At 39.4% G+C, this 25,542-nt stretch carries 20 protein-coding genes and 1 riboswitch; of the genes, 14 read left to right on the forward strand and 6 right to left on the reverse strand.

What is annotated here, in order from left to right; translation table 11 throughout:
* Nucleotides 1–108 precede the first annotated feature (108 nt).
* Nucleotides 109–474, reverse strand: a complete 366-nt coding sequence (locus AY601_RS18425; RefSeq protein WP_068395501.1) for a transposase — start codon at nt 472–474, stop codon at nt 109–111.
* Between the two features lie 575 nt (nt 475–1,049).
* Between AY601_RS18425 and AY601_RS25770 the strand changes: the two genes are divergently transcribed.
* A complete protein-coding gene (locus AY601_RS25770; RefSeq protein WP_157288002.1) occupies nt 1,050–1,226 on the forward strand; it encodes a hypothetical protein in 177 nt (58 codons plus the stop codon).
* A 67-nt stretch (nt 1,227–1,293) separates the two neighbouring features.
* Here AY601_RS25770 and AY601_RS18430 read toward each other — a convergent pair whose 3' ends face one another.
* Nucleotides 1,294–2,025, reverse strand: coding sequence for an RDD family protein (locus AY601_RS18430; protein WP_068403737.1), 732 nt, complete (start codon nt 2,023–2,025; stop codon nt 1,294–1,296).
* An 83-nt stretch (nt 2,026–2,108) separates the two neighbouring features.
* Here AY601_RS18430 and AY601_RS18435 point away from each other — a divergent pair, with 83 nt between their 5' ends.
* From AY601_RS18435 to AY601_RS18460, 6 genes are read left to right on the forward strand one after another with little or no spacing between them, the layout of a single operon-like run.
* Nucleotides 2,109–3,068, forward strand: coding sequence for a stage II sporulation protein M (locus AY601_RS18435; RefSeq protein ID WP_068403739.1), 960 nt, complete (start codon nt 2,109–2,111; stop codon nt 3,066–3,068).
* On the forward strand, nt 3,061–3,936 hold the full coding sequence (locus tag AY601_RS18440) for a hypothetical protein (RefSeq protein WP_068403740.1): 876 nt from the start codon (nt 3,061–3,063) through the stop codon (nt 3,934–3,936). The genes AY601_RS18435 and AY601_RS18440 overlap by 8 nt, the downstream gene beginning before the upstream one ends.
* A gap of 1 nt (nt 3,937) precedes the next feature.
* Nucleotides 3,938–4,744, forward strand: a complete 807-nt coding sequence (locus AY601_RS18445) for a DUF4129 domain-containing protein (protein WP_068403742.1) — start codon at nt 3,938–3,940, stop codon at nt 4,742–4,744.
* Between the two features lie 5 nt (nt 4,745–4,749).
* The gene (locus AY601_RS18450; protein ID WP_232324627.1) at nt 4,750–5,919 is read left to right on the forward strand and encodes a DUF4350 domain-containing protein; all 1,170 of its coding nucleotides are present in this window, start codon (nt 4,750–4,752) and stop codon (nt 5,917–5,919) included.
* A gap of 2 nt (nt 5,920–5,921) precedes the next feature.
* Nucleotides 5,922–6,899 (forward strand): AAA family ATPase, encoded by a 978-nt coding sequence (locus AY601_RS18455; RefSeq protein ID WP_068403746.1) that lies wholly within the window; start codon nt 5,922–5,924, stop codon nt 6,897–6,899.
* Nucleotides 6,900–6,911: 12 nt separating this feature from the next.
* Nucleotides 6,912–8,255: a DUF58 domain-containing protein gene (locus AY601_RS18460; protein ID WP_068403749.1), complete on the forward strand. Its 1,344-nt coding sequence runs from the start codon at nt 6,912–6,914 to the stop codon at nt 8,253–8,255.
* Nucleotides 8,256–8,271: 16 nt separating this feature from the next.
* On the opposite strand, the gene AY601_RS18465 is transcribed toward AY601_RS18460, so the two are convergent.
* Complete coding sequence (locus AY601_RS18465; RefSeq protein WP_068403751.1) at nt 8,272–9,225, reverse strand: bifunctional helix-turn-helix transcriptional regulator/GNAT family N-acetyltransferase; 954 nt, start codon at nt 9,223–9,225, stop codon at nt 8,272–8,274.
* Between the two features lie 179 nt (nt 9,226–9,404).
* On the opposite strand from AY601_RS18465, the gene AY601_RS18470 reads away from it, so the two are divergent.
* The 5 genes from AY601_RS18470 (at nt 9,405) to AY601_RS18490 (ending at nt 16,371) form a co-directional block, all read left to right on the forward strand.
* Nucleotides 9,405–10,337 carry a universal stress protein gene (locus AY601_RS18470; protein WP_068403753.1) on the forward strand — a complete coding sequence of 311 codons (933 nt, stop codon included), beginning with the start codon at nt 9,405–9,407 and terminating at the stop codon, nt 10,335–10,337.
* A 217-nt stretch (nt 10,338–10,554) separates the two neighbouring features.
* Nucleotides 10,555–10,663: riboswitch (SAM riboswitch) on the forward strand.
* 133 nt (nt 10,664–10,796) lie between these two features.
* Nucleotides 10,797–13,964: a SusC/RagA family TonB-linked outer membrane protein gene (locus tag AY601_RS18475; RefSeq protein WP_068403755.1), complete on the forward strand. Its 3,168-nt coding sequence runs from the start codon at nt 10,797–10,799 to the stop codon at nt 13,962–13,964.
* A 5-nt stretch (nt 13,965–13,969) separates the two neighbouring features.
* On the forward strand, nt 13,970–15,403 hold the full coding sequence (locus AY601_RS18480) for a SusD/RagB family nutrient-binding outer membrane lipoprotein (RefSeq protein ID WP_068403758.1): 1,434 nt from the start codon (nt 13,970–13,972) through the stop codon (nt 15,401–15,403).
* A gap of 106 nt (nt 15,404–15,509) precedes the next feature.
* Complete coding sequence (locus tag AY601_RS18485) at nt 15,510–15,917, forward strand: ribonuclease domain-containing protein (RefSeq protein ID WP_068403760.1); 408 nt, start codon at nt 15,510–15,512, stop codon at nt 15,915–15,917.
* A gap of 4 nt (nt 15,918–15,921) precedes the next feature.
* Entirely contained in the window at nt 15,922–16,371 is a 450-nt protein-coding gene (locus tag AY601_RS18490; protein ID WP_068403762.1) for a barstar family protein, read from the forward strand.
* Nucleotides 16,372–16,474: 103 nt separating this feature from the next.
* Here the strand turns inward: AY601_RS18490 and AY601_RS18495 are convergent, their stop codons facing one another.
* The 3 genes from AY601_RS18495 to AY601_RS18505 all read right to left on the reverse strand — a co-directional run bounded on the left by AY601_RS18495 (nt 16,475) and on the right by AY601_RS18505 (nt 23,550).
* Nucleotides 16,475–18,730 carry a GH92 family glycosyl hydrolase gene (locus tag AY601_RS18495; RefSeq protein WP_068403764.1) on the reverse strand — a complete coding sequence of 752 codons (2,256 nt, stop codon included), beginning with the start codon at nt 18,728–18,730 and terminating at the stop codon, nt 16,475–16,477.
* A 92-nt stretch (nt 18,731–18,822) separates the two neighbouring features.
* Nucleotides 18,823–20,433, reverse strand: coding sequence for a SusD/RagB family nutrient-binding outer membrane lipoprotein (locus AY601_RS18500; RefSeq protein WP_068403766.1), 1,611 nt, complete (start codon nt 20,431–20,433; stop codon nt 18,823–18,825).
* A gap of 24 nt (nt 20,434–20,457) precedes the next feature.
* Nucleotides 20,458–23,550: a SusC/RagA family TonB-linked outer membrane protein gene (locus tag AY601_RS18505; RefSeq protein WP_068403768.1), complete on the reverse strand. Its 3,093-nt coding sequence runs from the start codon at nt 23,548–23,550 to the stop codon at nt 20,458–20,460.
* A 200-nt stretch (nt 23,551–23,750) separates the two neighbouring features.
* Here AY601_RS18505 and AY601_RS18510 point away from each other — a divergent pair, with 200 nt between their 5' ends.
* Both AY601_RS18510 and AY601_RS18515 read left to right on the forward strand, forming a co-directional pair.
* Nucleotides 23,751–24,383, forward strand: a complete 633-nt coding sequence (locus AY601_RS18510; protein ID WP_198163554.1) for an RNA polymerase sigma-70 factor — start codon at nt 23,751–23,753, stop codon at nt 24,381–24,383.
* Between the two features lie 53 nt (nt 24,384–24,436).
* A complete protein-coding gene (locus tag AY601_RS18515; protein ID WP_068403773.1) occupies nt 24,437–25,504 on the forward strand; it encodes a FecR family protein in 1,068 nt (355 codons plus the stop codon).
* Nucleotides 25,505–25,542: the final 38 nt, after the last annotated feature.

Consider the following 25,542-nt stretch of genomic DNA (forward strand, 5'->3'; position numbering starts at 1 on the left):
CTGGCATGTTCTTTTTGATCCCAACTCTTAAAACCACTTAAAAAATCCTTGTACTGACGCCCAAGATTTCTGCCTTTTACTCCATAAAAGTTCCCGATCGTTTGAATATCATTCGGGGCGGTACTGACTGAGTTGTTTTAAAAAAGCCGCGAATTCCCCTGTCATTCGCGTTCCCTTAGCAACCAGGCTCCAGTCTCGGTAAGCCACTTTTCCTGTGGTATGGTTCAGCCATCTGCGTCGTTTGATATGAAAAAAGACCTGATGTCCGCGCATGGGGAAATCCTGGACGGTGATGGTAGGAAAGAAACCTTTGGACTCCAGTTTATCCTTTTCAAATGCCACTGGAATAGAATTCACCTCTTCCAGAGCAATATGTAAAATATCATGCTCTTTACGAGCAGATTTCAACTCAAAATTCTCTAATATAAAATCGGGTAATAATAAACGTAGGAGCTCTTGGTAACTTGATAACATCTGTAAAATTCAAAGCCCAAAACTAAAAATTTTCACGCTTCCCCACAAGTTTTGGTATTGATCCCAAGTCATAAACTTGTGGAGCAGGCTCTTTTTTAAGCATAAATTTTGACATGCTCAACAGAAAGTCTTTGCTGTCACGGATGCTCTTATGCCTCTGGAAGTTGCGCTGAAAGCTTTCAATTTATAGGGGAATGACTCAGCCGAAACAAGGCCGGGCTGTTCGTAAATAAATTCAAAATAGCTAAATAATAAAGCTATATCGGCCGGATACTGTCCGGGTACTGCCTGAGTACTGGTCGGGTACTCGTTAGGGTAAGAGCAGTGCTAAAGTAACGCGAGAGCATGGCAAGTCCAAGTCAAAACAACTAGTTGAAATGACTTGGACTTGCCATAGTTAAAGCCCGTTCTCAACCTGTTGTCATCCCGACCACCACTCAGGCACAACCAAACCATAACTAGTTGAAGATTAATGAAATTATAATTTCCCCTTTGACTAACGCACGGACAACTGCGGACAATTGCAGACATTTTTTACGCATCAGGATAATCTTCAACGCGAATAGCTTACATTGGTGGAAAAGCAATTATTTATTATGGGAAGTTTAACGGGTAAATTTCAAAGGGAATTCTGGACGATTTCATTTTTAAAGCAGCAGTTTGGCGTACAGGTTGTTTCAAAAGTTCTGTACTGGGCAAAAGGAAACAAGCAATGGAAACCCAAAGGCATCAGAGAACTTTCGTCAAAGTAGCAAGCCTGGAAAAATCCTATTTCTATTCCATATTTATTGAATAAAGCGGAATTTTTCTAATCCATATTTATTGCACAACAGAAGTTACGTGATTATAATCTTTGATAATGGTATTTAAGAAATCCAGTTCATGCATCCCTGCTGGTAAACTCACCCCTAAACGTGCCTTGATTTTATCGGCCATTGCATAAACCAGTTCGTAATGTGCGGTCTTATAATAAGTAGTCAGCACTTCATGGATCAGCTCAACTTCCTGATCATTGAGCAGGTGAACATTGGTAAAAACAGGTATATATTCTTCCGCTTCGGGTACGAAGGCAATTTGATCGAGTGTGGTCCGTCCAATAGTTTTGATGACTGTAGTACCTGCAACCAGGTCTCCGATCCTTTGTTTATGTTCAGATAGGGTTACACAAAGTAAGCCTCCTATTTGCCCGGTGAGCCAAAAATCGACCAGCCTGAATAACCAGCGGATAAAGTATTGGCCTATACTGGCCTGTCCGCCATCCAGGTTGATAACTTTAATTTTCATTAACTTTTTTCCGGGACTCTGGCCATTGAAGAAGATCTCAAAAATCAAATGGTAAAAGACGAAGACAATACCATAAAAAACAAACAGACCGATAAATATCCCATTCCACCTGGGAATAGAAATAACACCAATAAAAAAAACAATCAATAAAAGTACTGCGATCAGCAGACCAAAATCTATCATTCTTGCCGCTATACGTTCGCCTAAACCAGCAACAGGATAGTCAATATCCACATGCTGAGTGGTGTTCACCTTTATTGTTTCCATAAAAAACAAATATAATATTGATATTTAATTAATTATTGCAAAATCACTTTTTGTCAGTATTTTAACCGAAAATTAGATTCGCTATGAGGGAGGCCTTGTTCGTTAAACAGAATTCCGAAAAATGGAGGGCCTATGAGCATTCATCTGCTACTCATCCGGATGAAATCGCAGACCGTTTTATCGAGATCACCAATGATCTTTCTTATGCCAGGACCTTCTATCCCAAATCTAAAACGACCAGTTACCTGAATGGTTTAGCTTCCACACTGCACCAATCCATTTATAAGAATAAGAAAGAAGACAAAAACAGGTTTGTAAATTTCTGGAAATATGAATTGCCTGTACTTTTCTATACTTACCGGATGCAGTTGTTATATGCTTTCTTGTTTTTTATAATTTCAGCTTCCATAGGGGTGCTGTCAGCAAAATATGATGATCAGTTTATCAGACTGATCCTGGGTGATAGTTATGTCAATATGACCAATGAGAACATTAATAAAGGTGATCCTTTTGGGGTATACAAGCAAACTTCCGAATTCCCGATGTTCTTTTCTATCGCAGCAAATAATATTTATGTATCCCTTTTGATGTTTGTAAGCGGTATATTTTTATCCATCGCCCCGATTTTCTACCTGTTGCAAAACGGTGTCATGCTGGGTTCTTTTGAATATTATTTCTTTAGCAGAGGCCTGGGTATAGAGTCTATCCTGGTCATCTGGATTCATGGAACTTTAGAGATTTCGGCCATTATTATTGCTGGAGCTGCAGGACTGGTTCTTGGACATGGCCTGCTTTTCCCAAAAACATATACACGCTTTCAAGCCTTTAAGCAAAGTGCTAAAGATGGGACCAAGATCGCATTGGGCATTGTCCCGATCCTGTTGGTTGCTGCCTTTTTTGAAGGCTTTATTACCCGGCACACAGAAATGCCGGTATGGCTCAGCACTGCTATTTTAGCCTTGTCGCTTATTTTTATTATCTGGTATGTCATTCTATATCCATTAACCCTCTCCAAACGTAATCACGCCCACAAAAATGTCTGAAAAAGTAGAATTCAAAAAGCTCCGTGAGTTCGGAGAGATTATTAACGATACCATCCGGTTCTTCAAAGAGAATTTCAAACCCTTGTTAAAAGTGTTCGTCTATTTTTGCGGTGTATTTATTGTAGCTGGAATGGTTGCAACAATTTTCCAGCAGATGGGCATGCAGCATGCAATCAGAAATTTCGGTTCAGTGAGTACGTATGCCAGGTTAACCGGCCTGCTATCTGTCACTTATTTTTTTGTCGTGCTGATCGGAATGTTTGGATATACAGCTTTAAATGTTTCCATCTTCAGCTTCGTAGCACTATATATAGAGAAAGGAAATGTCGCTCCTACGGTTGAAGAGGTATGGGGTTATTTCAAGTATTATTTTCTCCGGGTTTTTGGCAGTAACGTCGTTCTTGGTTTATTACTGATAGCTGGGTTTTGCTTGTGTTTAATTCCTGGCTTCTACTTATTCCCGATTATATCATTAATGATCCCCATTATGATTTTTGAGAATGCAAGTCTGGGTTATTCATTTAGCCATGCCTTCAAATTATTAAGAGAACAGTGGTGGAATACTGCAGCAACGTTATTTGTGCTTTGGATCATTACTTATGCAAGTTCCTCTTTTGCTTCTTTACCTGCGATTATTTTAACCATGGTGAGCGCAATGACCAATGGGCCAAAAGGATTAGGCACGAGTGTAATCATCATTTCTACAGTTATTCAGTATCTCTGCCAGGTTTTTATGATCATTCCTATTATCGGTCTCTCTCTTTGTTATTTTAATCTTTCTGAACGCCAGAACAGTACTGGTTTGATGGACCGTATTCAAAAAATGGGACAAGAGCAAAACACCTTCCCTAACCAAGAAGAATATTAAAATGCCGAAATACCTGGTCTCTTTTCTTTTGCTATTATTCACTGTACAGTGCTTTTCTGTTCAGGCGGTTCAGCCTGTCCGGAGCACTAAAGCTTCCGGGGCAGATCAGCTTATCCGGAAAGATCAGGTTATCCAGGGAAAAATTAGTCAAAAAACTATCCCCGCAAAATCAAAATTGCTCCGGATTGATAGCAGTGAAATACAACTCAGAAATTTTGATTCGCAAAGACTGAAGTCTTATAGCCAGCAAACAGCTTTTAAATATGACCAGACTGCAACGGTTGATGACACCTTATGGAATCAATTCTGGGCATGGTTCTGGAGAAAGCTTACAGGTATTACAAGAATCAATTATTCTGGAAATTTTTTCAGATATCTGATCATCTCAGCTTTCATTGTATTCATTGTCTTTGTGGTCATTAAATTTACAGGTGTCGATTTTAAACTTTTTATGGGGAAATCGAAAGCGGTAGTTATCCCTTATGCAGCGTCCACTGATAATATCCATGAGATAGATTTTAATACGGAAATAGATCAGGCAATTCAAAGTGCCAACTACAGGCTTGCGGTAAGATTGATGTATTTGCTTTCGCTGAAAAAGCTGAATAGCAGAAACCTGATTAACTGGCAGCCGGAAAAGACAAATCAGGCTTATATCAGAGAAATTACTGATCCGCAGCAAAGGGAACAGTTCAGCTTGCTGACTACGCAGTTTGAATATATCTGGTATGGTGAATTCTTTATTGATCAGGAGAATTTTAAGCAAGTACGAAATAGTTATGACCAGTTTAATACAGCGCTGAGATGAAAGGGATGAGATTATATCTTATTGGTAGCGCCACGGTATTAATTTTATACCTGGTTGCACAATATTATAAGCCAAAACCAACGGACTGGAGCCCCACTTATCTCAAAGAAGATAGGATCCCTTACGGGCTTTATGTTTTAAATCAGGAAAAGGAAACTATTTTTCCAGGTGTACAGCTCAAAACAAGCCGATTGCCTGCATACAATACTTTAAAGGATCAGCATTATCAAAAGACAAATTATCTTTTCATAGCCAGCAGTTTAAAATTTGATAAGCTCGACTATCAGGAGCTGGTGAAATTTATGAACGCAGGAAATCAGGTCTTCATTGCGGCCTTTAATCTAGGAAAGATGCTGAGCGACACCCTTAAACTGGAAACAAGCACGAATTTTTCTGCCCGGATAAAACCTTATTCCATCAACTTCGTGAACCCTGCACTGAAAGCAAAAAACGGTTATGTTTTTGACAAAGGATTAGGGGATCAATTTTTTACAGCTATTGATACTTCCCGCTGTACGGTTTTAGGAAAAAACAACAATGGGGATGTGAATTTTGTAAAATATACTTTTGGCAAGGGAGCATTATATGTATTACCTGATCCACAGTTATTAACTAATTATAGCTTATTAAATCCTGCGGGTGCAGCCTATGCCTCCAAAGCACTCTCTTATTTGCAGCCTGCTAAAACACTGCTCTGGGATGAAAACAGCACCAGAGGCCCTGAAGAAAGCGGATCTATCTTAAGAGTCTTTTTCAAACATGATCAGCTGCGCTGGGCTTATTGTCTGACACTGGCCGGTCTGTTGGTCTTTGTCTTATTTGAGATGAAACGCAGACAACGGATCATCCCTGTTTTACTCCCTTTAAAAAATTCCTCCGCTGAGTTTATAACAGTCGTTGGAAAAGTATATTACCAGCAGCGTGACAATAGCGATATCGCTCAAAAGAAGATCAATTATTTTTTAGAATATATCCGGTTAACCTACCGCCTTAAAACTTTAAAAACAGACGAAGAGTTCGTTTCTTCTCTGGTACTGATATCGGGTGCACAGGAAGAAACAACCAGACAGTTATTTACAGTCATCAATACCGTTCATCATGGAAGTAAAGTTACCGACGGCCTGCTGATCGAACTGAATAAATTAATAGAGAAATTTTATAATCAAGCGAAATAATAATGGAAGCGGAAACAGCTAATCAAAGAGCCGACCTTACACAGCTTAATTCGGCAGTTGAACAGATCAGAGCATCAATCGGGCATATCATTGTAGGGCAAAAAGATACCATTGATTTCCTGATTGCAGGCATTCTGGCCGATGGGCATCTTTTGCTGGAAGGGGTTCCGGGAGTCGCTAAAACACTCAGCGCCAAACTCATTGCAAAAAGTATTGATGCTGTCTTTTCAAGAATTCAGTTTACACCCGATCTGATGCCTTCAGACGTTTTGGGAACTTCTGTTTTCGACCCGAGAACAGCGTCTTTTGAGTATAGAAAGGGGCCGGTTTTCGGAAACATCATACTGATTGACGAAATCAACCGTGCACCCGCAAAAACACAGTCTGCGCTGTTTGAAGTCATGGAAGAACGTCAGATCACTGTAGATGGACATACTTATCCAATGGACGAACCTTTTATGGTACTGGCGACACAAAACCCAGTGGAACATGAAGGAACTTACCGGTTGCCCGAAGCACAATTAGACCGGTTTTTATTTAAGATAGAGATTAAATATCCTACGCTTGAAGAAGAGATCATCATCTTGTCCAGACAACATCAGCATAAGCTGGAAGATGGCCTGAAAGAAGTTAAAGCCGTTTTAAGTATAGACCAGATCAAGACTTGCCGCGCGCTGATCAAAGCCTTACATGTAGAGCCTAAATTAATTGAATATGCGGCAAAGATTGTCCATGAAACCAGGAATAACAAGTCACTCTACCTGGGTGCTTCACCGCGTGCTTCTTTAGCACTGATTAATGGAGCAAAAGCTATAGCTGCTATGCAGGGCCGTGACTTTGTGACCCCCGAAGATATTATCAAGGTAGCAGCTCCTGTACTTGCGCACCGCATCATGCTCAGTCCTGATAAAGAAATGGAGGGCTTGACTCCCAGCGATATTGTTGCTCAGATTATTCAAAAAATAGAGATCCCAAGGTAAACCGCAAAAAGATTGAAACACTTATTCATCAAATATTATATAGACCTTTTTCTGGGTAAAAGATTGTTTGCTGGTTTAGGCTTAATTATCAGCTTATTCCTGTTTGCTTTCTTTTTGCCGTGGTTAGGTGATTTGCCATATATCTGCTTCTGGGCATTCCTGCTGTTGGTCTTTATTGACCTGGTCTTATTATTTAGCGGTAAAGGAGTGTTTTTACGCCGCGATCTTCCCGAAAGACTAAGTAATGGAGATGACAATGAGCTTCATATTTATGTAGAGAGTTTTTTCAACTTCCCTATAAAGATTGGGATTATAGAGGAGATCCCTTTTCAATTTCAAAAGAGAGATTTATGGTTCAAAAGCAGGTTAAAGCCTGGAGAACATCAAACAATCACTTATACCTTAAGGCCAGTCAAAAGGGGTGAATATGAGTTTGGGGAGACGCGCCTGTATGTCCAGTCACCGCTGGGTTTGATTTCTCGCAGGTTTAATTTTGGAAAGGCCCATACTGTTCCCGTTTATCCTTCTTTTTTGCAGTTGCGTAAATACGAGCTGATGGCTATCTCAAACAGACTGACTGAGATAGGCATTAAGAAAATAAGGCGTGTTGGACACAGTATGGAATTCGACCAGGTGAAAAATTACGTGCAGGGTGATGATTACCGCACGGTAAACTGGAAAGCAACCGCCAGAAAAGGTGAACTGATGGTGAATTCTTTTGTAGAGGAAAAAGCACAGCACATCTACTGTATCATTGATAAGTCGAGAGTGATGAAAATGCCCTTTGATGGGTTAAGTTTAATGGATTACGCAATTAATGCAAGCTTGGTCCTGTCCAATGTAGCCTTATTAAAAGATGACAAAGCAGGATTGATCACCATGTCGGAAAAGATAGGGAGTATAGTCCCCGCAGACCGCAGACCTGGACAACTGGGTAAAATAATGGAGGTTTTATATAAAGAAAAGACCCAATACCTGGAAAGTAATATTGAAGCGCTGCACCTGGCTATCCGCAGTGTAATCAAGCAGCGGAGCCTGATTTTGTTTTTCACGAATTATGAAAGCATGTCTGCTTTACACAGACAGCTTCCTTTTTTAAAACATATCGCTAAATTTCATTTGCTGATGATCGTCTTTTTCGAAAATACAGCTGTCAAATCCATGCATGATTTACCCGCCCGGGATGTGGAAGGGATTTATATTAAAACCATTGCAGAAAAGTTTGTCTACGAAAAGCGGCTCATGGTCAAAGAATTGGCAAAACATGGTATTCTCAGTATCCTGACTTCACCAGAAAATTTAACAGTCAATGTAGTTAACCGTTATCTGGCTATTAAAGCACAACAGAAAATCTAACTTAACACCAGTTCCTCTAGCTTAATACGAGTTCCATTTGTATATTACAACGTTCATATGGAGTAATCCGTCCAGCTACTTTCACAAAACCTAATTTATGGTATAAATTAATAGCCGGTTTGAGAATCGTATTGCTTTCCAGGTATATTTTCTGAGCACCCAGTTCTTTTGCCTTCTGAGCGATCGCACTCCCCAATAACCAGCCAATACTTTTTCCCTGTACAGCCGGTGACACAGCCATTTTAGCCAGCTCATAATCATAATCCGGATCATTCATTTTGATCAGCGCACACACGCCCACAGGCTCGCCTTCGTAAAGCGCAACCAATATATAACCACCCTTATCCAGGATATAACCCTGAGGATCATCAAGTGCGTTATAGTCTGCTTGCTCCATTTTAAACCAGTTGGAAATCCATTGCTCATTTAAGGCCCTGAATGCCTGCTGATATTCTGGTATATAATTCACAATAGTGACTTCTTTGCTTTCCCGTTCTTTTTTAATTTCCTGCACGCGGCGTAAAAGTGTTTTCTGTCCTAATAAGAACTCCCACTCTTCCATGGCTTTCCATAAATCGTTTCTGGATTGTGCCGCGATATCTGCTACTGCCTTATCCAGATCAGCGTATTGATTTTGTATTTTTACGGTGATCTCGTCTCCTTTTGGGGAAAGGCTGACCATATTTCTTCTACCGTCGGTTTCATCTTTTTTCTCGTCAACCAAACCTTTTTTTGCCATCTCTCCAATAATCTTACTGACCGAAGGATGGGAATGACCAATTTCTTTAGCGATCGCAGTAATGGTCATCGCCTCTCCCTGTGAAAGCACATAGAAAACCGGAAACCATTTCGGCTGCATATCAATATCATAACACTGATAAATCTGAGCTGCATCTTCTGTGATCTTCTCTGTCAACATCCGCAACCTGCTTCCTATTGCCTTTTTACCTACCTGATTGAAAAACTCCATGGTGTATACCTATTTACGTAACTGATTACGTAAATATAGTAAGTATTTCTATAATTCAAAATACACCTCGTATTTTTTGTGATCCTGGTGACGAATATCATTGGATAATATGACAGGCATCACAGCTAAACAGCCTGTTTATCACCACTTTTACTTTAGTGAAATAAACATCCTTTGCTATGAACACGATAACCGTACTGACCGATTTTTCCGACAATGCAGAAAATGCCGCACGCTATGCTTTATGCCTGGCACAACATCTTCATGCAAATCTTACACTTCATAATTCCTTTTTAGTACCCATGGCCGAACCTTTAGGAGGGCAAGTTTACTGGTCAATGGAAGATTACAATATTTTACAAAAAGATAGTGAAGAAAAATTACGTGCGCTGGGTACAAAACTAGCAGAAGAACTCTCCACTTTGCCGATTAATGCCTACAGACCTGTTATAGACTTTAAATGTCAGGAAGGGCCTTTATACCGGTCTATCAATAAATTATCAGCAGACAGAGATTTAATGTTATTGGTGATGGGTACACATCGCAAGGGCTTGGGTTCATTAATTATGGGTAATCATATGCGCGAAATTATAGGTGCTGTGCCCCTGCCTGTGCTGATCGTACCAGAAAACCAAAGTTTTAAGAAGCTGGACAAGTTTGTTTTTGCAACAGATATGGAGGATAGCGATCTGAATATCATTCAGGCGCTTGCCGAATTTGCAAAACCATCTCATGCAGAGATTACATTGGCGCATATACAACATCCGGATACGCCAGAGGCAGATACTAAAAAATTAGTTACTGGTTTTCTGGAAGATGTAGCCAATAAAATAAACTACCCCAAAATTTATTACCGGGCAGTAGAACATACGCCTGTTAAAGCAGGTTTAAAATGGCTTGCAGAAAATGTGACTTGTAATGTATTCGTAATGGTACATCGCCATAAAACTTTTCTGGAACAGCTTTTTAATTTAAGCAATACACAAAAGATGGCGGCAAATACCAATTTACCGCTGCTGATCTTCCCCTGTGCAGAAAATGTTGCGCTGGGATTGAACGCAAACCTGGAATCTGGCTATCAGGAAAATATAATCGCTTCGGTGATCGGTTAGCCTGATATTTAAAAAAAGTTATAGCATAAGCAAATTTTCAATCCCAAATCAAAAGGCCATTCTTTAATCAAGGAATGGCTTTTTTTGCTGATTCATCTTTTCAAAATAGCAACCAATTGTCTGCCAAATCTCAAAATATCCTACTAATAAAATATATACTATAGATTTAGTAGTTTATTTATATATTTGCCCGACAATTAGCTGTTCATTGATTTCTAACTTATCAAGAAAGACCGAGGGAAAGGCCCTGTGAAGTCTTAGCAACCTATACACCCAAATTGTAAAAGGTGCTAACTCCTATCCACTTTAAGCGGAAAAGATAAGTGACAGATATACCCGAAAATAAATTGGTTGCTGTCATCTATTCCCTTAATTATTCCTGATAAATAGAGTTGTTCAAAGAACGTTATGCGTAATAAATTGAATTAAACACACCAATTATATAACTAGACCATTAATATGTATAAAACTTACAAATACTTATTTGGGATCCTGCTATCCTTTATAATCGTACAGACTGCTGCGGCACAAACCGCTAAAATTACCGGGGTGGTCACCGAGAAATCTAACGGGCAACCTATCCCTGGCGTGAGCGTTTCTGTTAAAGGAACAAATACTGGTACACAAACTGATGGAAATGGTAAATTCTCTATCACCGCCAAACCAAATGATATCTTAAAAATTATATCTATTGGCTATGCGGCTCAAGAACTCAAAGTAACTTCAGCAAACGCGATAGCTATACAATTAGATGAATCTTCTAATGAACTCAGTGAAGTTGTGGTTACAGCTTTGAACATCCCTAAAGAGAAAAAATCATTAGGTTATTCGGTACAGGAGTTAAAATCAAAAGATATCTCCGAAGCGAAAGAAACCAATCTGTTAAATTCCATATCTGGTAAGGTAGCAGGGGTACAGATCACCAATAGCCAGGGAGATATGGGTTCGTCCAGGATTATTATCCGTGGGGAAACTTCTATATCAGGAAACAATCAGCCACTATTTGTGATTGATGGAGTGCCAGTAGATAATTCACAAAACTTACGCTCAGACGGCTCACGTGATTTTGCGAATACGATTTCAGACATCAATTCGGAAGATATTGAATCGATGAGCGTACTGAAAGGCCCTAACGCGGCTGCCCTGTATGGCTCCCGTGCAGCGGCAGGTGTAGTATTGATTACCACTAAAAAAGGTAAAAATGCTCAAGGTTTAGGTATCAGCGTGAATTCCAATGCCACCTTTTCTACTTTGTTAACTATTCCATCTTATCAGAATTCATTCGGACAAGGTGCCAATGGCCAATTCAGTTATGTAGATGGTAAAGGCGGAGGCCTGAATGATGGCGTAGATGAAAGCTGGGGCCCAAGATTAGATGGTCATTTAATCCCACAATTCAACTCTAACGGAGTACCAGTGCCTTTTATCGCACATCCGGACAATGTACGTGACTTCTTTAAAACGGGTTACACTTTGAATAATGGAATTGCAATTTCAGGTTCAGGAGATAAATATGATTTACGTTTCTCTTACAATAACCTGGATCAGAAAGGTGTTATTCCGAACTCTTCTCAATCAAAAAACTCATTCCTGCTAAATACGACTTATAAAATAACACCAAAGCTGACTTTCAATGCCTCAGCTAATTATGTAAACACAAGTGCAAACTTACCTGGTTCAGGTGGAAAAAGAGCAAGCAGCACGATGTTGCAGTTTACCTGGTTTGGCCGTCAGGTTGATGTAGAACAACTCAAGACCTACAAAGATGCCAATGGAAAAGATATCAACTGGAACAATAGTTATTATAGTAATCCATATTTTGTTGCCTACGAAAACACAGTTGGTCAGGTTCGTAACAGACTCATTGGAAGCGCAGAACTGAACTACAAAATAATAGATGGTTTATCAGCAAACTTCAGAACAGGTAATGATTATTATACTGAACGCAGAAAAATAAAAATTGCTTATGGAACGAATGGTACTCCATTCGGTTCTTATGAAGAAGATGCTTATACTTTCAACGAGAACAATACGGAAGGAAGACTGGATTTCACCAAAAAATTAAATGCTGATTTCAACCTTGATCTCTTATTGGGTGGAAACATAAGAACAACTACTTTTGAAAACAACGACCAGAAAGCTCCTAAATTAGCGATCAATAACCTGTATACGCTTATTAATTCACGTGATCCGCTGATCTCGTCTAACATCTATAATAAACAAAGGGTATACAGTACATTTGGTTCTGCGCAACTGGGCTTCAGAAATTATGCCTATCTGAATCTTACAGCCAGAAATGACTGGTCATCAACCCTGCCCGCTCAAAATCGCTCTTATTTCTATCCTTCGGTCAATGCGAGTTTAATCCTTACCGAAGCATTTGATATCAAAAATGACGTGCTGAACTTTGCCAAACTTCGTGGTGGATGGTCTCAGGTTGGTAAAGATGCCACTCCTTATCAATTGATTAATAATTATTCTTTCACCGCTCCGTTTGATAGTAACCCGCAACAAAATTTAAGTGATACAGATCTGAATCCGAATTTGAAACCAGAGATGACCAAATCTGCCGAAGCAGGTTTTGAGCTTGGCCTTTTCAAGAACAGAGTCCGTTTTGATTTCAGTGTATACAATAGCAACAGTGTGAATCAGATCTTGAGCCTGGATGTAAGCCCGACTACAGGTTTCTTAAAGAAACTGGTTAATGGGGGTACGATTAACAACAAAGGAATTGAAGCGCAACTTGGGGTAACACCTGTCAAAACAAAAAACTTTACCTGGGATATCAATGTGAATTATTCCATGAACCGTAGTAAAGTAAAAGATCTTTATCAGGGTGTACAGAGTTACCAGCTGGGCGTTGATGGATCAGTGCAGATTCTGGCTACTGTCGGACAACCTTATGGTAGCATTTTCGGAACTGCTTATGCCCGGAATCCTGCCGGAGATATTATTGTTGGCGCAGACGGGACACCACAGGCAAGTCCTTCTAAAAAAGTCCTTGGAAAATATACACCAGACTGGTTAGGCGGGATTACCAATAGTTTCACTTACAAAAGAATTAATTTAAGCGTGTTGGTTGATGCACATGTTGGCGGTAAAATTTATTCAGGGACCAATGCGACCGGAACTTATACAGGCGTACTGGCCTCTACCCTTCCGGGTCGTGGCGCTGAAAATGGTGGATTAACTTATTATAAGAATGCTGCTGGTAAAGCTGTACAAATTACCTCTGGTGTTGCAGCTCCTGCAGGTGCAACAACCTATGATGACGGTATGGTTTTCAGAGGCTCTTTAGCAGATGGCTCATCAAACAATACGATTATCTCTGCCAGTCAATATTATAAATCATTGAATAATATTGATGAAGCATCTGTTTACAGTGCAACTTATATCAAACTGAGAGAAATCAAATTAGGTTATACTTTACCCGACCAATGGATAAAATCTATTGGCTTGCAAAGCGCAACGATTTCAGCTGTTGGCAGAAACTTATTTATCCTGCATAAAAATGTACCTAACATAGATCCTGAATCTGCGTTCAACACAGGTAATGGACAAGGTCTTGAAGATCTTGGACTGCCCACTGTCCGTACTATCGGTTTCAATCTTAATTTCAAATTCTAATTCCCATGAAGACAAAATATATACCTCTTTTATTATCCGGTTTATTGCTGATTGCTGCCACTTCTTGCAAAAAAGATCTGACAGACACCAATGTAGATCCCAATGCATCAAAAGATGCGCAACCCGAATTCCTGTTAACGGCTGCAATTAAGAATACATCCGACACTTATTGGGGCACAACCAATAATATGAATTCAAGTTTGCTGTTTGTACAACACTGGGCAAAAATCCAGTATACAGATCCGGACAGATATATTTTCAGTAATACCGCTTTTCAGGATTTATGGACAATTGGTTACCGCCAGGGAATTGTAAACCTGAACCAGTTGATTAAACTGGCAGATGCCCAGGGAAACACCAACTATAAAGGTGTTGCTCTTGTATTGAGATCATGGATATTCGCTTTGGAAACTGATGCCTATGGTGATGTTCCTTACTCACAAGCTGGTGATATCACTCAATTCCTGACGCCAAAATATGATGCACAAAGAGACGTATATCTGGGCATATTAAGTGATTTAAAAGCTGCACAAGCAAGTTTAGATCCTGCTGGAAAAGCAATTCTGGGCGACGTTATTTATGCCAATTCAATTGCGAACTGGAAAAAGTTTGCCAACTCCCTGCGTTTAAGAATTGCTTTACGGATTGCTGACCGCGAACCGGCATTAGCGAAACAGGTTATTGCAGATATACAGACAGAAGGTGGAACTTATATCAGTTCAAATGCTGAGAATGCACAATTGAACTATAAGGCATCTCCAAATCAAAATCCAATCAGCAACCTGTTTGACACCCGTGATGATTACAGGATCAGCAAGACTATAGTGGATCAGTTAACTGCTTTAAACGACCCTCGCCTGCCTGTATATGCAAGCAAGGCAGTAAAGACACAACTTTATACCGGCGTGCCTAATGGCTTGCTTACAGGTGATGCTGCGGCATTGGGTTTAACAAGTACTTCAAAGCCGGGTGCTTATTTTATTGCACCTACTGCCCCTGCAGTAATTATCAGTTATGCAGAGCTATTATTTGACCGTGCAGAAGCTGCTGCCAGAGGATTTACGGGCGAGAATGCAGCTGCACTTTATAGTCAGGCCATAGAGGCTTCTTTATTACAATATGGTATCTCTACGACTGATATTGCGACTTATAAAGCAAGAGCAGATGTTCAATATGATGCTTCAAATTATAAAAAATCAATTGGAAACCAGAAGTGGATTGCCTTGTTTGGTCAGGGTTTAGAAGCTTTCGCAGAATGGAGAAGATTGGACTATCCTGTACTTACTCCGCCTGTTGCAGGTGCATTGAATGGTAAGATACCGGTAAGGTTCATTTACCCGGGTAACGAACAGTCTTTAAATCCTGAGGGTTATAAAGCGGCAGTGGCACATCAGGGAACAGATGCCTTAACCACAAAACTTTGGTTTGATGTAAATTAAGGATCACATTTATAAATGTTTTATTGGGATTATCATTTTATTAATTCTTCAGAATCTTATAAATTTATCATATAAATCATTGATATTTAAGGAGACCGTTTAAATTATGAGAATTCTACTTGCTTTAATTACTTGTTGTCTCCTGCTTTTTTCCTGCAAAGGATCTTCTGCGGTAACTGATCAGACCACAACCCAACAGGAGAAAACTGCCCTTGATAGTTCATCATCAACTGATGCAGATGCTGAAGAGAATGTGAAGGTAGCTGGTGTTCCGCAAAAGGCTTATACTGTTGCTGCATATGTAGCTAAAAACAACAAAGCTCCACAGGGTTATGTTGGCGGCACAGTCTTCAAGAACCGCGAAGGGCTATTACCGCAGGGGGTAGCATATAAGGAGTATGATGTGAACCCCAAAGTCAAAGGGCAGAACAGAGGGACTGAACGAATTATAATTGGAGCAGATGGCACCCGGTATTATACCGGAGATCATTATAAAACATTTACAAAATTTTAAAGACATGAATGGATTTTGCCTCTTTGAAGCTGGAAAAGAAAAGGATTTGATTAAAGACAATGCACGTACCGTCAATATTAATGGACGTGAAATTGTTACTGTGGATGAATTTATTCACGAATTAGCCAGACAACTTGACTTTCCTGATTATTATAGCAGCAGCCTGGATTCACTGGAAGAGTTACTGAATGATTTAAGCTGGCTGGAAGAAACCCGGTTTGCTATTGTAGTCCGTAATTATTCCTTTTTCTTATGCGAGGAAAAGAACCCGGCCAGAAAGACAAATTTACTGGGTTTATTAAATGATGTAGCTGAACAATGGGACAATGTGCCTAACTATCCCGGAGAAGAAGACTTTAGAAATAAAGCAGCCTTTAACATCTATATAGAAAGAGGAGCTAATGCAGCTGAAGAACTGGAGAAACTAAATATCAACTATAACGAGGTGAAATAGCCAGATAATATTATTTAATACAAAAAGCGGCCCTTTACAGTGCCCCCAAAAAGTTAGACACTTTCTGGGGGCACTGTAAAGGGCCGCTTTTTTATGCTTGAACTTATTTAGCTCCGGCAGATTTAGGCCGGTCTTCTAAATTTACCCCCCAGGTAGCGGAAGGCTGATCGCCCATGTATAAGGTCAGCTCCCCTCCTGCAACAATAGCTGCATGTCTGAGATAGTTCTTAGTATAAGGTTTGCCATTTAAAATGGCCTTCTGGATGTATTTATTTTTAGGACTGTTTCCAATCACTTTAAGTTCGAATTTCTTTGCACCCGGCAGATTAATCACTGCATGATCTACCAGTGGAGAACCAAATACATATTCTCCGTTAGCTGGGTTCACCGGATAAAACCCTAAAGCAGAAAAGACATACCAGGATGACATCTGTCCTAAATCTTCGTTACCGCAAAGGCCGTCAGGTTTAGAAGTATACAATGAATCCGTGATCTGACGTACTACCTGCGCTGTTTTCCATGGTTTTCCAGCATAAGCATATAGATACGGGGTGTGGTGATTTGGTTCGTTTCCTTGTGCGTACTGACCAATTAAACCACTGATATCAGGTGAGCCACCTGCCTCTACAACAGAACTGATGCTGAATAAAGAATCTAATTTCCTGGTAAAACCAGCTTCGCCACCAAACAGGTGAATTAAACCTTCAGGATCTTGTGGAACCAACCAGGTATACTGCCAGGCATTTCCTTCAGTATAATCATCTTCGCGGTGTTTAGAAGCTACCGGATCAAAAGGTTTGCGCCAGCTGCCATCTGCCAGTTTACCACGCATAAATTCTACTTGCGGATCAAAATATTCAGCATATAACTTAGCTCTTTTGCTGAAATACACATAATCTTCTTCTTTGTGCATTGCTTTTGCCATACGGGCGATACACCAGTCATCAATTGCATATTCCAGTCCTTTTGCAACCGCTTCATTGACTTTATCAGCAGGGATATATTTCAACTTTTGCGCATATTCTATCCCGTCTTCTTTTTGCATTGCAGAATTTTTGATTGCCTGGTAAGCAAGCTCAACATCATAATTTCTGTAACCTTTCAAATAAGCATCTGCAATAATCGGTACCGCGTGATAGCCAATCATTGTATTGGTTTCATTTCCCATTAAGTGCCATACAGGTAATTTGCCTTGTTGTTTATAAATAGCCAGGAATGAACTGATAATGTCTGATACTTTATCCGGATGAATAATGGTATACAAAGGATGAAAAGCACGGTAGGTATCCCACAGTGAGAAGGTAGTATAGTTATCAAATCCGGGCTTATGATAAACTTTCTTATCAGTTCCGCGGTAATCACCATTCGCGTCATTAAATAGCGTTGGAGCGATCATTGTATGATACAAAGCAGTATAAAAAACCTTTTTAGTCTCTTTACTTCCTTCGATCTGAATTTTAGCCAGTTCTTTATTCCATTTGACATCGGCCGATGCCACAACTTTCGCGAAATCCCATGCTGGAATCTCTGCAGTTATATTGGCCAGTGCATTTTCATAACTTACTGGTGAAATACCAACTTTCATTTGCAACACATTTTGCGCAATAGCTTTAAAGTTTAGTACAGCTTTCATCTTTCTGCCTTTTCCTTCCATACCTTTAGTTACTTGCGTGCTATCGTAAAGTGACATACTGCTTAAAGGTTGTGACAGTTTAACGGCAAAATATAAGCGCTGATCTTTAGCCCAGCCGGTTGATAAACGGTAACCAACCAAAGTAGTACTGTTTACTTGTTTGATATAGGTTTCCACAGGTTTATCCCAGCCGATCCCGTCACTTAAATCCAGCATTACATGTGGATTATCTTGTTTTGCAGGAAAAGTGTAACGGTGGAAGCCAACTCTTTCTGAAGCAGTAAGCTCTGCTTTAATTTTATATTTATCCAGAATAACACTATAATATCCCGGTTTAGCAATTTCATTGGCATGAGAGAAAGTAGAAACATATCCATTCTTCTGGTCAGTTTTAGTCCCTTTATCCAATTGCACTTTGCCTGTAGCAGGCATAACCAGCACATCGTTCAGGTCACCAATTCCGGTACCACTCAAATGTGTGTGGGTAAAACCTACGATTGTATTGCTGGAATAATGATAACCACTGCACCAGTCCCAACCTTCAAAAATGTTGGTGGGGCCTAACTGAACTGCTCCGAAGGGAACATTCGCACCAACAAATACATGTCCATGTGCATCCGAACCAATAATCGGATCTACGTACTGACTTAATTTATTCTGCGCGCTCAGATTAAGACTAAAAATGAAACTGCAAATAAAGATCAGACCTGTTTTTTTTCTACTCATTTTACTCATATAATTTGTAAAAATAAAAAAACACCGGTCTTTCTATGCCTGAAACAGACGATAAAAAGACCGGTGTGTGTAATTTAATTGTGTTAGAAATTACCTTTGGCTAAATCCCACCATACTCTCACGCCACCATTATCTTGTCCACCAATTGATTGTACAGCTTTTGCAAGCTCCACACCATTTGAGGTCTTCTCATTCGAAGGATAAGGCAAACGGCGGATCTGAATTTGTGTATCGATCAATCCGTTACTTGTGTTGTTCACTACAGGGAATAATTTTGGATAGCCAGTACGACGGAATTCTGTCCATGCTTCTTGTCCTTCAGGAAAAACAGCCAGCCATTTCTGCGTCATGATACGTTCTAATTTCACTTCATTAGCAGCAGCATCATCCCATTTAATGGTCATCGTAGAAACCGCCTTAATGTTATTTACAGCATTTTTTGGATCTACATAATCAGCTTGTTTACTGGTTGCATCATTGATATACGCAGTTGCATCAGTAACGCCCCATTGTGACATAGATACTGTAATACCTTTTTCATAGTTTGTTTTTGGATCTCCTGCATTAGCCCAGCCTCTTAAACCAGCTTCTGCTTTTAAGAACCAGATCTCAGCAGCTGTCATTATTTGCTGAGGAGCTGTATTTTTAAACGTTTTAACTACATTCAAACTTGCATAATTGACATAGGCACTTTTAGATGGAAGGTTAGAACCTATCCTGATCCCAATATACTGGCCAGCAAAAGCAGGATCCGTTGCCGGAGTTGCAAACGATGATAATCTTGGATCATTATATCCAACAAGATACGTAGCAAGTGTTGCACCTAAACGGTTATCACTATAATCGTTAGTCAATTGAAACAGATCATTAACGGCCCCTGGAGCAACTGCAATAGCTGCATTGTCAGTAGCATCTGTTAATAGACCACCCGCAGCACTCATTGCTTTCTCAGCCTGTAACTTCGCAGTTGCAGGATCAGCTTTAACAATATGCATCGCTAAACGCAATCTCAAAGAGTTTGCAAACTTGATCCATTTGGAGTAATCTCCGTTATAAATCCTGTCATAAGCGGTGAAAGGCTTTGCACCAGGGTTTGCAGCCTGAAAAGTTTGCAGATTGTTAACCGCAGTATCCAGCTCATTGAAGAACTGATTGTATACACTTTGCTGACTGTCATAAGGCGTATTGGTTAATGTTTTACCAACAGCACTGTATGGAATCGGGCCAAATTTATCCGTAACTCTATGCATCGCTTCTACCTTGATGATTAAGGCAATAGCCCATAAATCAGGATTAGCAGTTCTCAGGCCTAATCTTGCCATTTTGTTAACAGGCGCCATTACATAAGTATACTGGTCATTAAATCCTGCTTTATCCCAACCATCAAATGGAGAATAATTCAGGTCGTAATTCGCCATGAAAGGAGTTGGAGACATCATGTATCCCGAGAAACCATCTGCACTTAAATTTTGTGCAATCTGGTAGTTTCTGAAGATAGAAGATTGTAATGGTGGAAGTAGCGTAGGCAATTTAATTTCACTGTCAGGAATACCTGTTCCGTCAGTTGCATTTTTTTCAAAATTCTTTTTACAGCCTACTGCAGTAAGCAATAATAACCCAGATAAAATGACCGCACCAGAACGGGCAAATTTGGTCAGGCTGCTGTTATTTATTAATTTATGACTCGTGTTCATTTGTTTAAATTTTAATAAGGGTTCTTAGAAAGTAACATTAAGGTTAAAACCAAGACTGCGGATAGCTGGCTGATTAAATACATCAACACCTGAAAGTCCGTTTCCAGTAGAAAGTGTAAGTTCAGGATCATATGGAGCTTTCTTGTAGAAATACAATAGGTTTCTTCCTGTTACTGCAAATTTCAAGTTTTTAACAAACTTGTCTTTGATTGGGAAGGTATAACCTAAAGATGCCTCACGCAAACGTACTACCGTAGCGCTGTACATATATTCACCTGTTACACCATTTCTTCCACCGATGGTTTTATACCATACCTGAGGATCGATCTGAGTAACTGCTTTTCCATTTGGATCCACACCATTGATGGAAACAAAACCACGGTCACGCGCTTCACCACTTACTTTTGAAACACCATATTCATCCAGCATTGCCTGAGTGATCGACATCACCTGGCCACCAAATTTTCCATCAACAAGAAGGCTCAGGCTGAAATTTTTGTAGTTAAAATTGTTACTCCATCCCAATTGGAATTTAGGATTAGAATTACCTACATAATTAAAATCACCATTCGTGATCGGCGTACCATTTGAACCAATTAAAATACGGCCCTGGTCATCACGTTTTAACGTCTTTCCATAAATATCGCCATAAGAACCACCAGTAGTAATGTGAGACTCATAACCATTGTTATAATTTCCGGTCATTATAAATTCATTGATCCCTTCTTTAGAAGCCACATCAATAATCACGTTTTTATTTCTCGAACCATTGAAAGATGTATTCCATTCAAAATCAGAGGTTTTAATCGCATTATAACCTAACATAAATTCAAAACCAGTGTTCTGTACGTTACCCGCATTTACATAACCAATAGAATAACCTGTAGCTACCGAAGGTGCAATCTGGATAAACTGGTTGTAAGTATTTGACTTGTAATAACTGAAGCTTAAGCTTAATTTATTCTCGAAAAATCTCATGTCCGTACCAAATTCCCATGATTTAGTCTTTTCAGGCTTCAATTTTGGGAAAGGAGCTACTGTACTTACTACAATTGAACCACTGTCATCAGTATAGTTAACCGGGTTAGTCACATATTGCGGAACACTGTTACCAACCTCTGCATAACTACCTCTTACTTTAGCATAAGAAATTACGTCTGGCAGATGGAACATCTGGTTTAAGATGAATGTAAGACCAACAGATGGGTAGAAATAAGATCCGTTCGGAGTAAATGCAAGGTTTGAAGACCAGTCATTTCTACCAGTTACGGTTAAAAACGCCCAATCCTTATAAGAAAGGTTGGCATTTCCGAAGATAGATTGCAATTGGTTACCATTTGCAGGTAAAGTTTTTGCATTACTCACTGTTGAATTCAACACCGTATTTTGCGTGATAAATAGGTTTGGTGTATTTAACCCTTGTCCAGCTCCGATAGTAACGCCAGTGGTACGAATGTCTTTAATACTTGTACCCAAAATTCCGTCAAGCTTAAAGTCACCCATTTTAGGCGCTGTTAAAGTAGCCAGGAAATCACCATATTTTTGTTCTACAGTCTGGTTATTCAAGATCATCTGTCCATTCTCTTTAGAAAGAACGCCAGTGGTACCTGAGTAAAGATCCTGTTCGTAACTATCAGCAGTTCTGTCTAAGTTTCCTCTTACTTGTAAACTTAACCAGTTGTTTACATCATATTTAACACTACCGTTTAATAAAATACGGTTTCTGTTACTGAAGTTTAAGTTGCGGTTGGTGATCCACCATGGATTTTGCTGAACATCATTCTTCTGTACAAACCAACTCTGTCTGTTGTAACCTTGCTGGTCACCAAGCTCGTATTGATTTTTATAAGGAGTGATATCATTTCCTCTAGGGAAAAGGTATAAACCTGTAAGTGGATTGAAATATAGTCCAAGACCAGGAGTGTTATCAATTTTTTGTGCGATATAATTGATATTTCCGTCAACAGTCAATTTATTATCCAGGAAACGTGCTGTTTCGCGCATATTAAAGTTATGTCTGCTTAACTTATTTCCAGGCTGAATTCCTCTGGCAGCTGTATTTGCATAAGATACATACGTCTGCGCATTTTCAGTCCCTCCAGATAAGTTGATCGAATTCGTGAAGTTTGTTCCAGTCTGAAAAAACTGTTTCAGGTTATCCTGATTTCCATTAGAAATCTTCGGGCCATAACTATCAGTTGATCCTGCTGAAGTTTGTCCATAGTTATTTTGAAACTCTGGCTTGAAAGAAGCGTTGTCTACTTGTAAAGAGCTGGAGTAATTGATAATTGCTTTTCCAGCTTTTCCTTTTTTAGTCGTAATCACAATTACACCGTTTGCGGCATCACTTCCGTATAAAGCAGAAGCAGAAGCACCTTTTAGTACACTCATGCTCTCAATATCATCAGGATTCAGATTGGAGATCCCGTCACCACCGTCTACGTTGGTATTTCCACCCATTGTATTGGTTGGCTGACTGTTACTGTTGGAACCATTAGACATAGGTACACCATCAATCACATATAAAGGTTGATTGTTCCCAGCGATTGATCTGTTTCCACGCAAAATTACTTTTGCAGAACCACCCACACCAGAAGCACTTGGTGAAATTGCCACACCAGCAATTTTTCCGTTTAATGAATTCATTAAGTTATCACTTTTTACCGTTGTCAAATCTTTATTAGAGATCTGCTGGGTAGCATAAGTAAGTGACTTTTCTGATTTCTTAACCCCTAAAGCTGTTACGACTACTGTATTTAATTCCTGGGCACTTGATTTCATCACGATATCAACAGTCGCCTGGGTGCCAACTGTGACTTCTTGTTTATCATAGCCTATATAAGAGAAAACGATGATATCGCCCGCTTTAGCAGTGATACCATATTGTCCGGACGCATTGGTTTGCGTAACCAGCTTAGTCCCTTTGACCTGCACTGATACCCCTGGTAAAGTTGTTCCGGTTGCATCACGCACTGTTCCCTTTACCTCATCGGCAGCAGAGAAACCTGGAATGTTCATTAAAGGAGTTAATAGTTTAGGATGATCTGACTTTACCGTTGCAAATGCATGCGACGAAGCGTAAAGTAGTAAACACGTCAATTGTAATGTTTTTTTCATTTTGCTGATTACAGTTAAATATTTTGGTTAGCTCTTTGCCTTCAATAATCCGTGAGGACAAACCCGGTATTTTAATAAAAAAAATACGCGTTAAGGTAGAGACCCCTTTTTAACAGGAATTGCCTACAAGAAAATTGTTTTTATTATTTAACTTGCCCCTTCTTATTACTATTCTATTAATCAATTAACTGTTAAAAGCTTTGAAACCTGATTTATCTCCTTTATGGACAAAGGTTTGCGTGGAGGATGATGTTAAAGCTTTTGAAGTTTTATATTATCTTTTATTTAACAAGCTGATTAAATTCTGCATCTATTATGTAGGCAGAAAAGAAGTAGCCGAAGAGATTATCTCCGACATCTTTGTGAGATGCTGGGAAAACAGAAAAGCAGAAACAGTTATTCTGAACCTGGAGACCTATCTTTTTACAGCTGTCAGGAACCAATCCCTGAAGTATATTAAGAAAAATGCCAACATTCATTTAGTAGAAATTGAACCTGCTAATGAATTCCAGTTGATGGACAACACCAATCCTGAAAAACAGTTGGAAAATAAAGAATTGCACCATAAATTAGATGAGGCAATTGACAAGCTTCCGCAGCAGGCCCGGATCATCTTTAAGCTCATTAAAGAAAACGGGATGAAATACAAAGAAGTTGCGGAAATTCTGGAGATTTCACCAAGAACAGTACAAACACAATTATTCAGGGCAATAGATAAATTAAGGATAAGTCTTAAAGCTTATCAGCATATTTATACAAAAAATAAACCTGACAATAATACAATCGATTTAACAGTTTTAATATTTTTTTTACATATTTTTCATTTCTTGTAAGCAATTTTAACAAAAAAGGGTACTTACTCTATACAAAGCATAAATAACGTCCAATGACTGATCAAAAATTCACTGAATTACTTAGCGAAAAATTATCGGGTGAAATCTCCGCCGATGATGATCAGGGTTTTATGGCGATGCTTGCAGCAAACGAAGATTACAGACGTGAATATGAATCTTTAAGTGCCTATTTCCAAAGGAAGGAACAGCCTTATGAGAACATAGATATCGTATTTCAACAGCTCAAAGAACGGATCAATGTTGTTGGTTCAGACCCTAAACCGATTTTCACTCCGGCAACTGCCAAACGTTCATTTCAGCAATGGTACCGTATTGCAGCCATTTTTATTTTCGGCCTTTGTACTTTTTTAGCTTACCAGTTTTTCAAGGCAAAAGATGCAGCTAATCTTCCTGTAACTATGGCCTGGAAGAAATCAGCTAACCCGGGCAGGCAAACTTCTACACTTTTACTTGCCGATGGCAGTAAGATTACTTTAAACGCTGCGAGTGAAATTAAATATCCCGTATCATTTAAAGGCAAGACCAGAGAAGTCTATTTAACCGGTGAAGCATTTTTCGATGTCGCCAAAGATCACCAGCATCCATTCATCGTACATACCAAAAACATTAGCGTTAAAGTACTCGGTACAGCCTTTGATGTGAAATCTTATCCTAACGAAAGTACCACTGAAACTATCCTGCTAAGAGGAAAAGTAGAAATCACACTGAACAAAAGACCTGAAAAACATCTGCTGTTAAACCCTGCAGAGAAATTCACGTTAAAGCATGCAGCTGATCCAGGCGTTGAACATTTGAACGGAGACATTTACAGCATTACACCGATCACTTATTACAAAGAGGATAAGAATGCAATTCTGGAGACCTCATGGATGAATAACAAACTCCTTTTCAGAAATGAAACGTTCGCTGAACTGAGCTTGCGTTTATCGAGGTGGTATGGCGTAGATTTCGTCTTTGAGTCAGCTAAACTGAAGGATTATAGGTTTACCGGAGAATTTGAAAAAGAAAGTTTAGCAGAGGCTTTAAAAGCGTTACAGTTCATTACGCCCTTCGACTATAAAATACAAGGAAAAACTATCTATCTTTACCCTGTGAAATAATATCGTTAAACCGATATAGCCAACAGAAGCGTAAATGT

The organism is Pedobacter cryoconitis (assembly GCF_001590605.1).
Lineage (GTDB): Bacteria > Bacteroidota > Bacteroidia > Sphingobacteriales > Sphingobacteriaceae > Pedobacter > Pedobacter cryoconitis_A.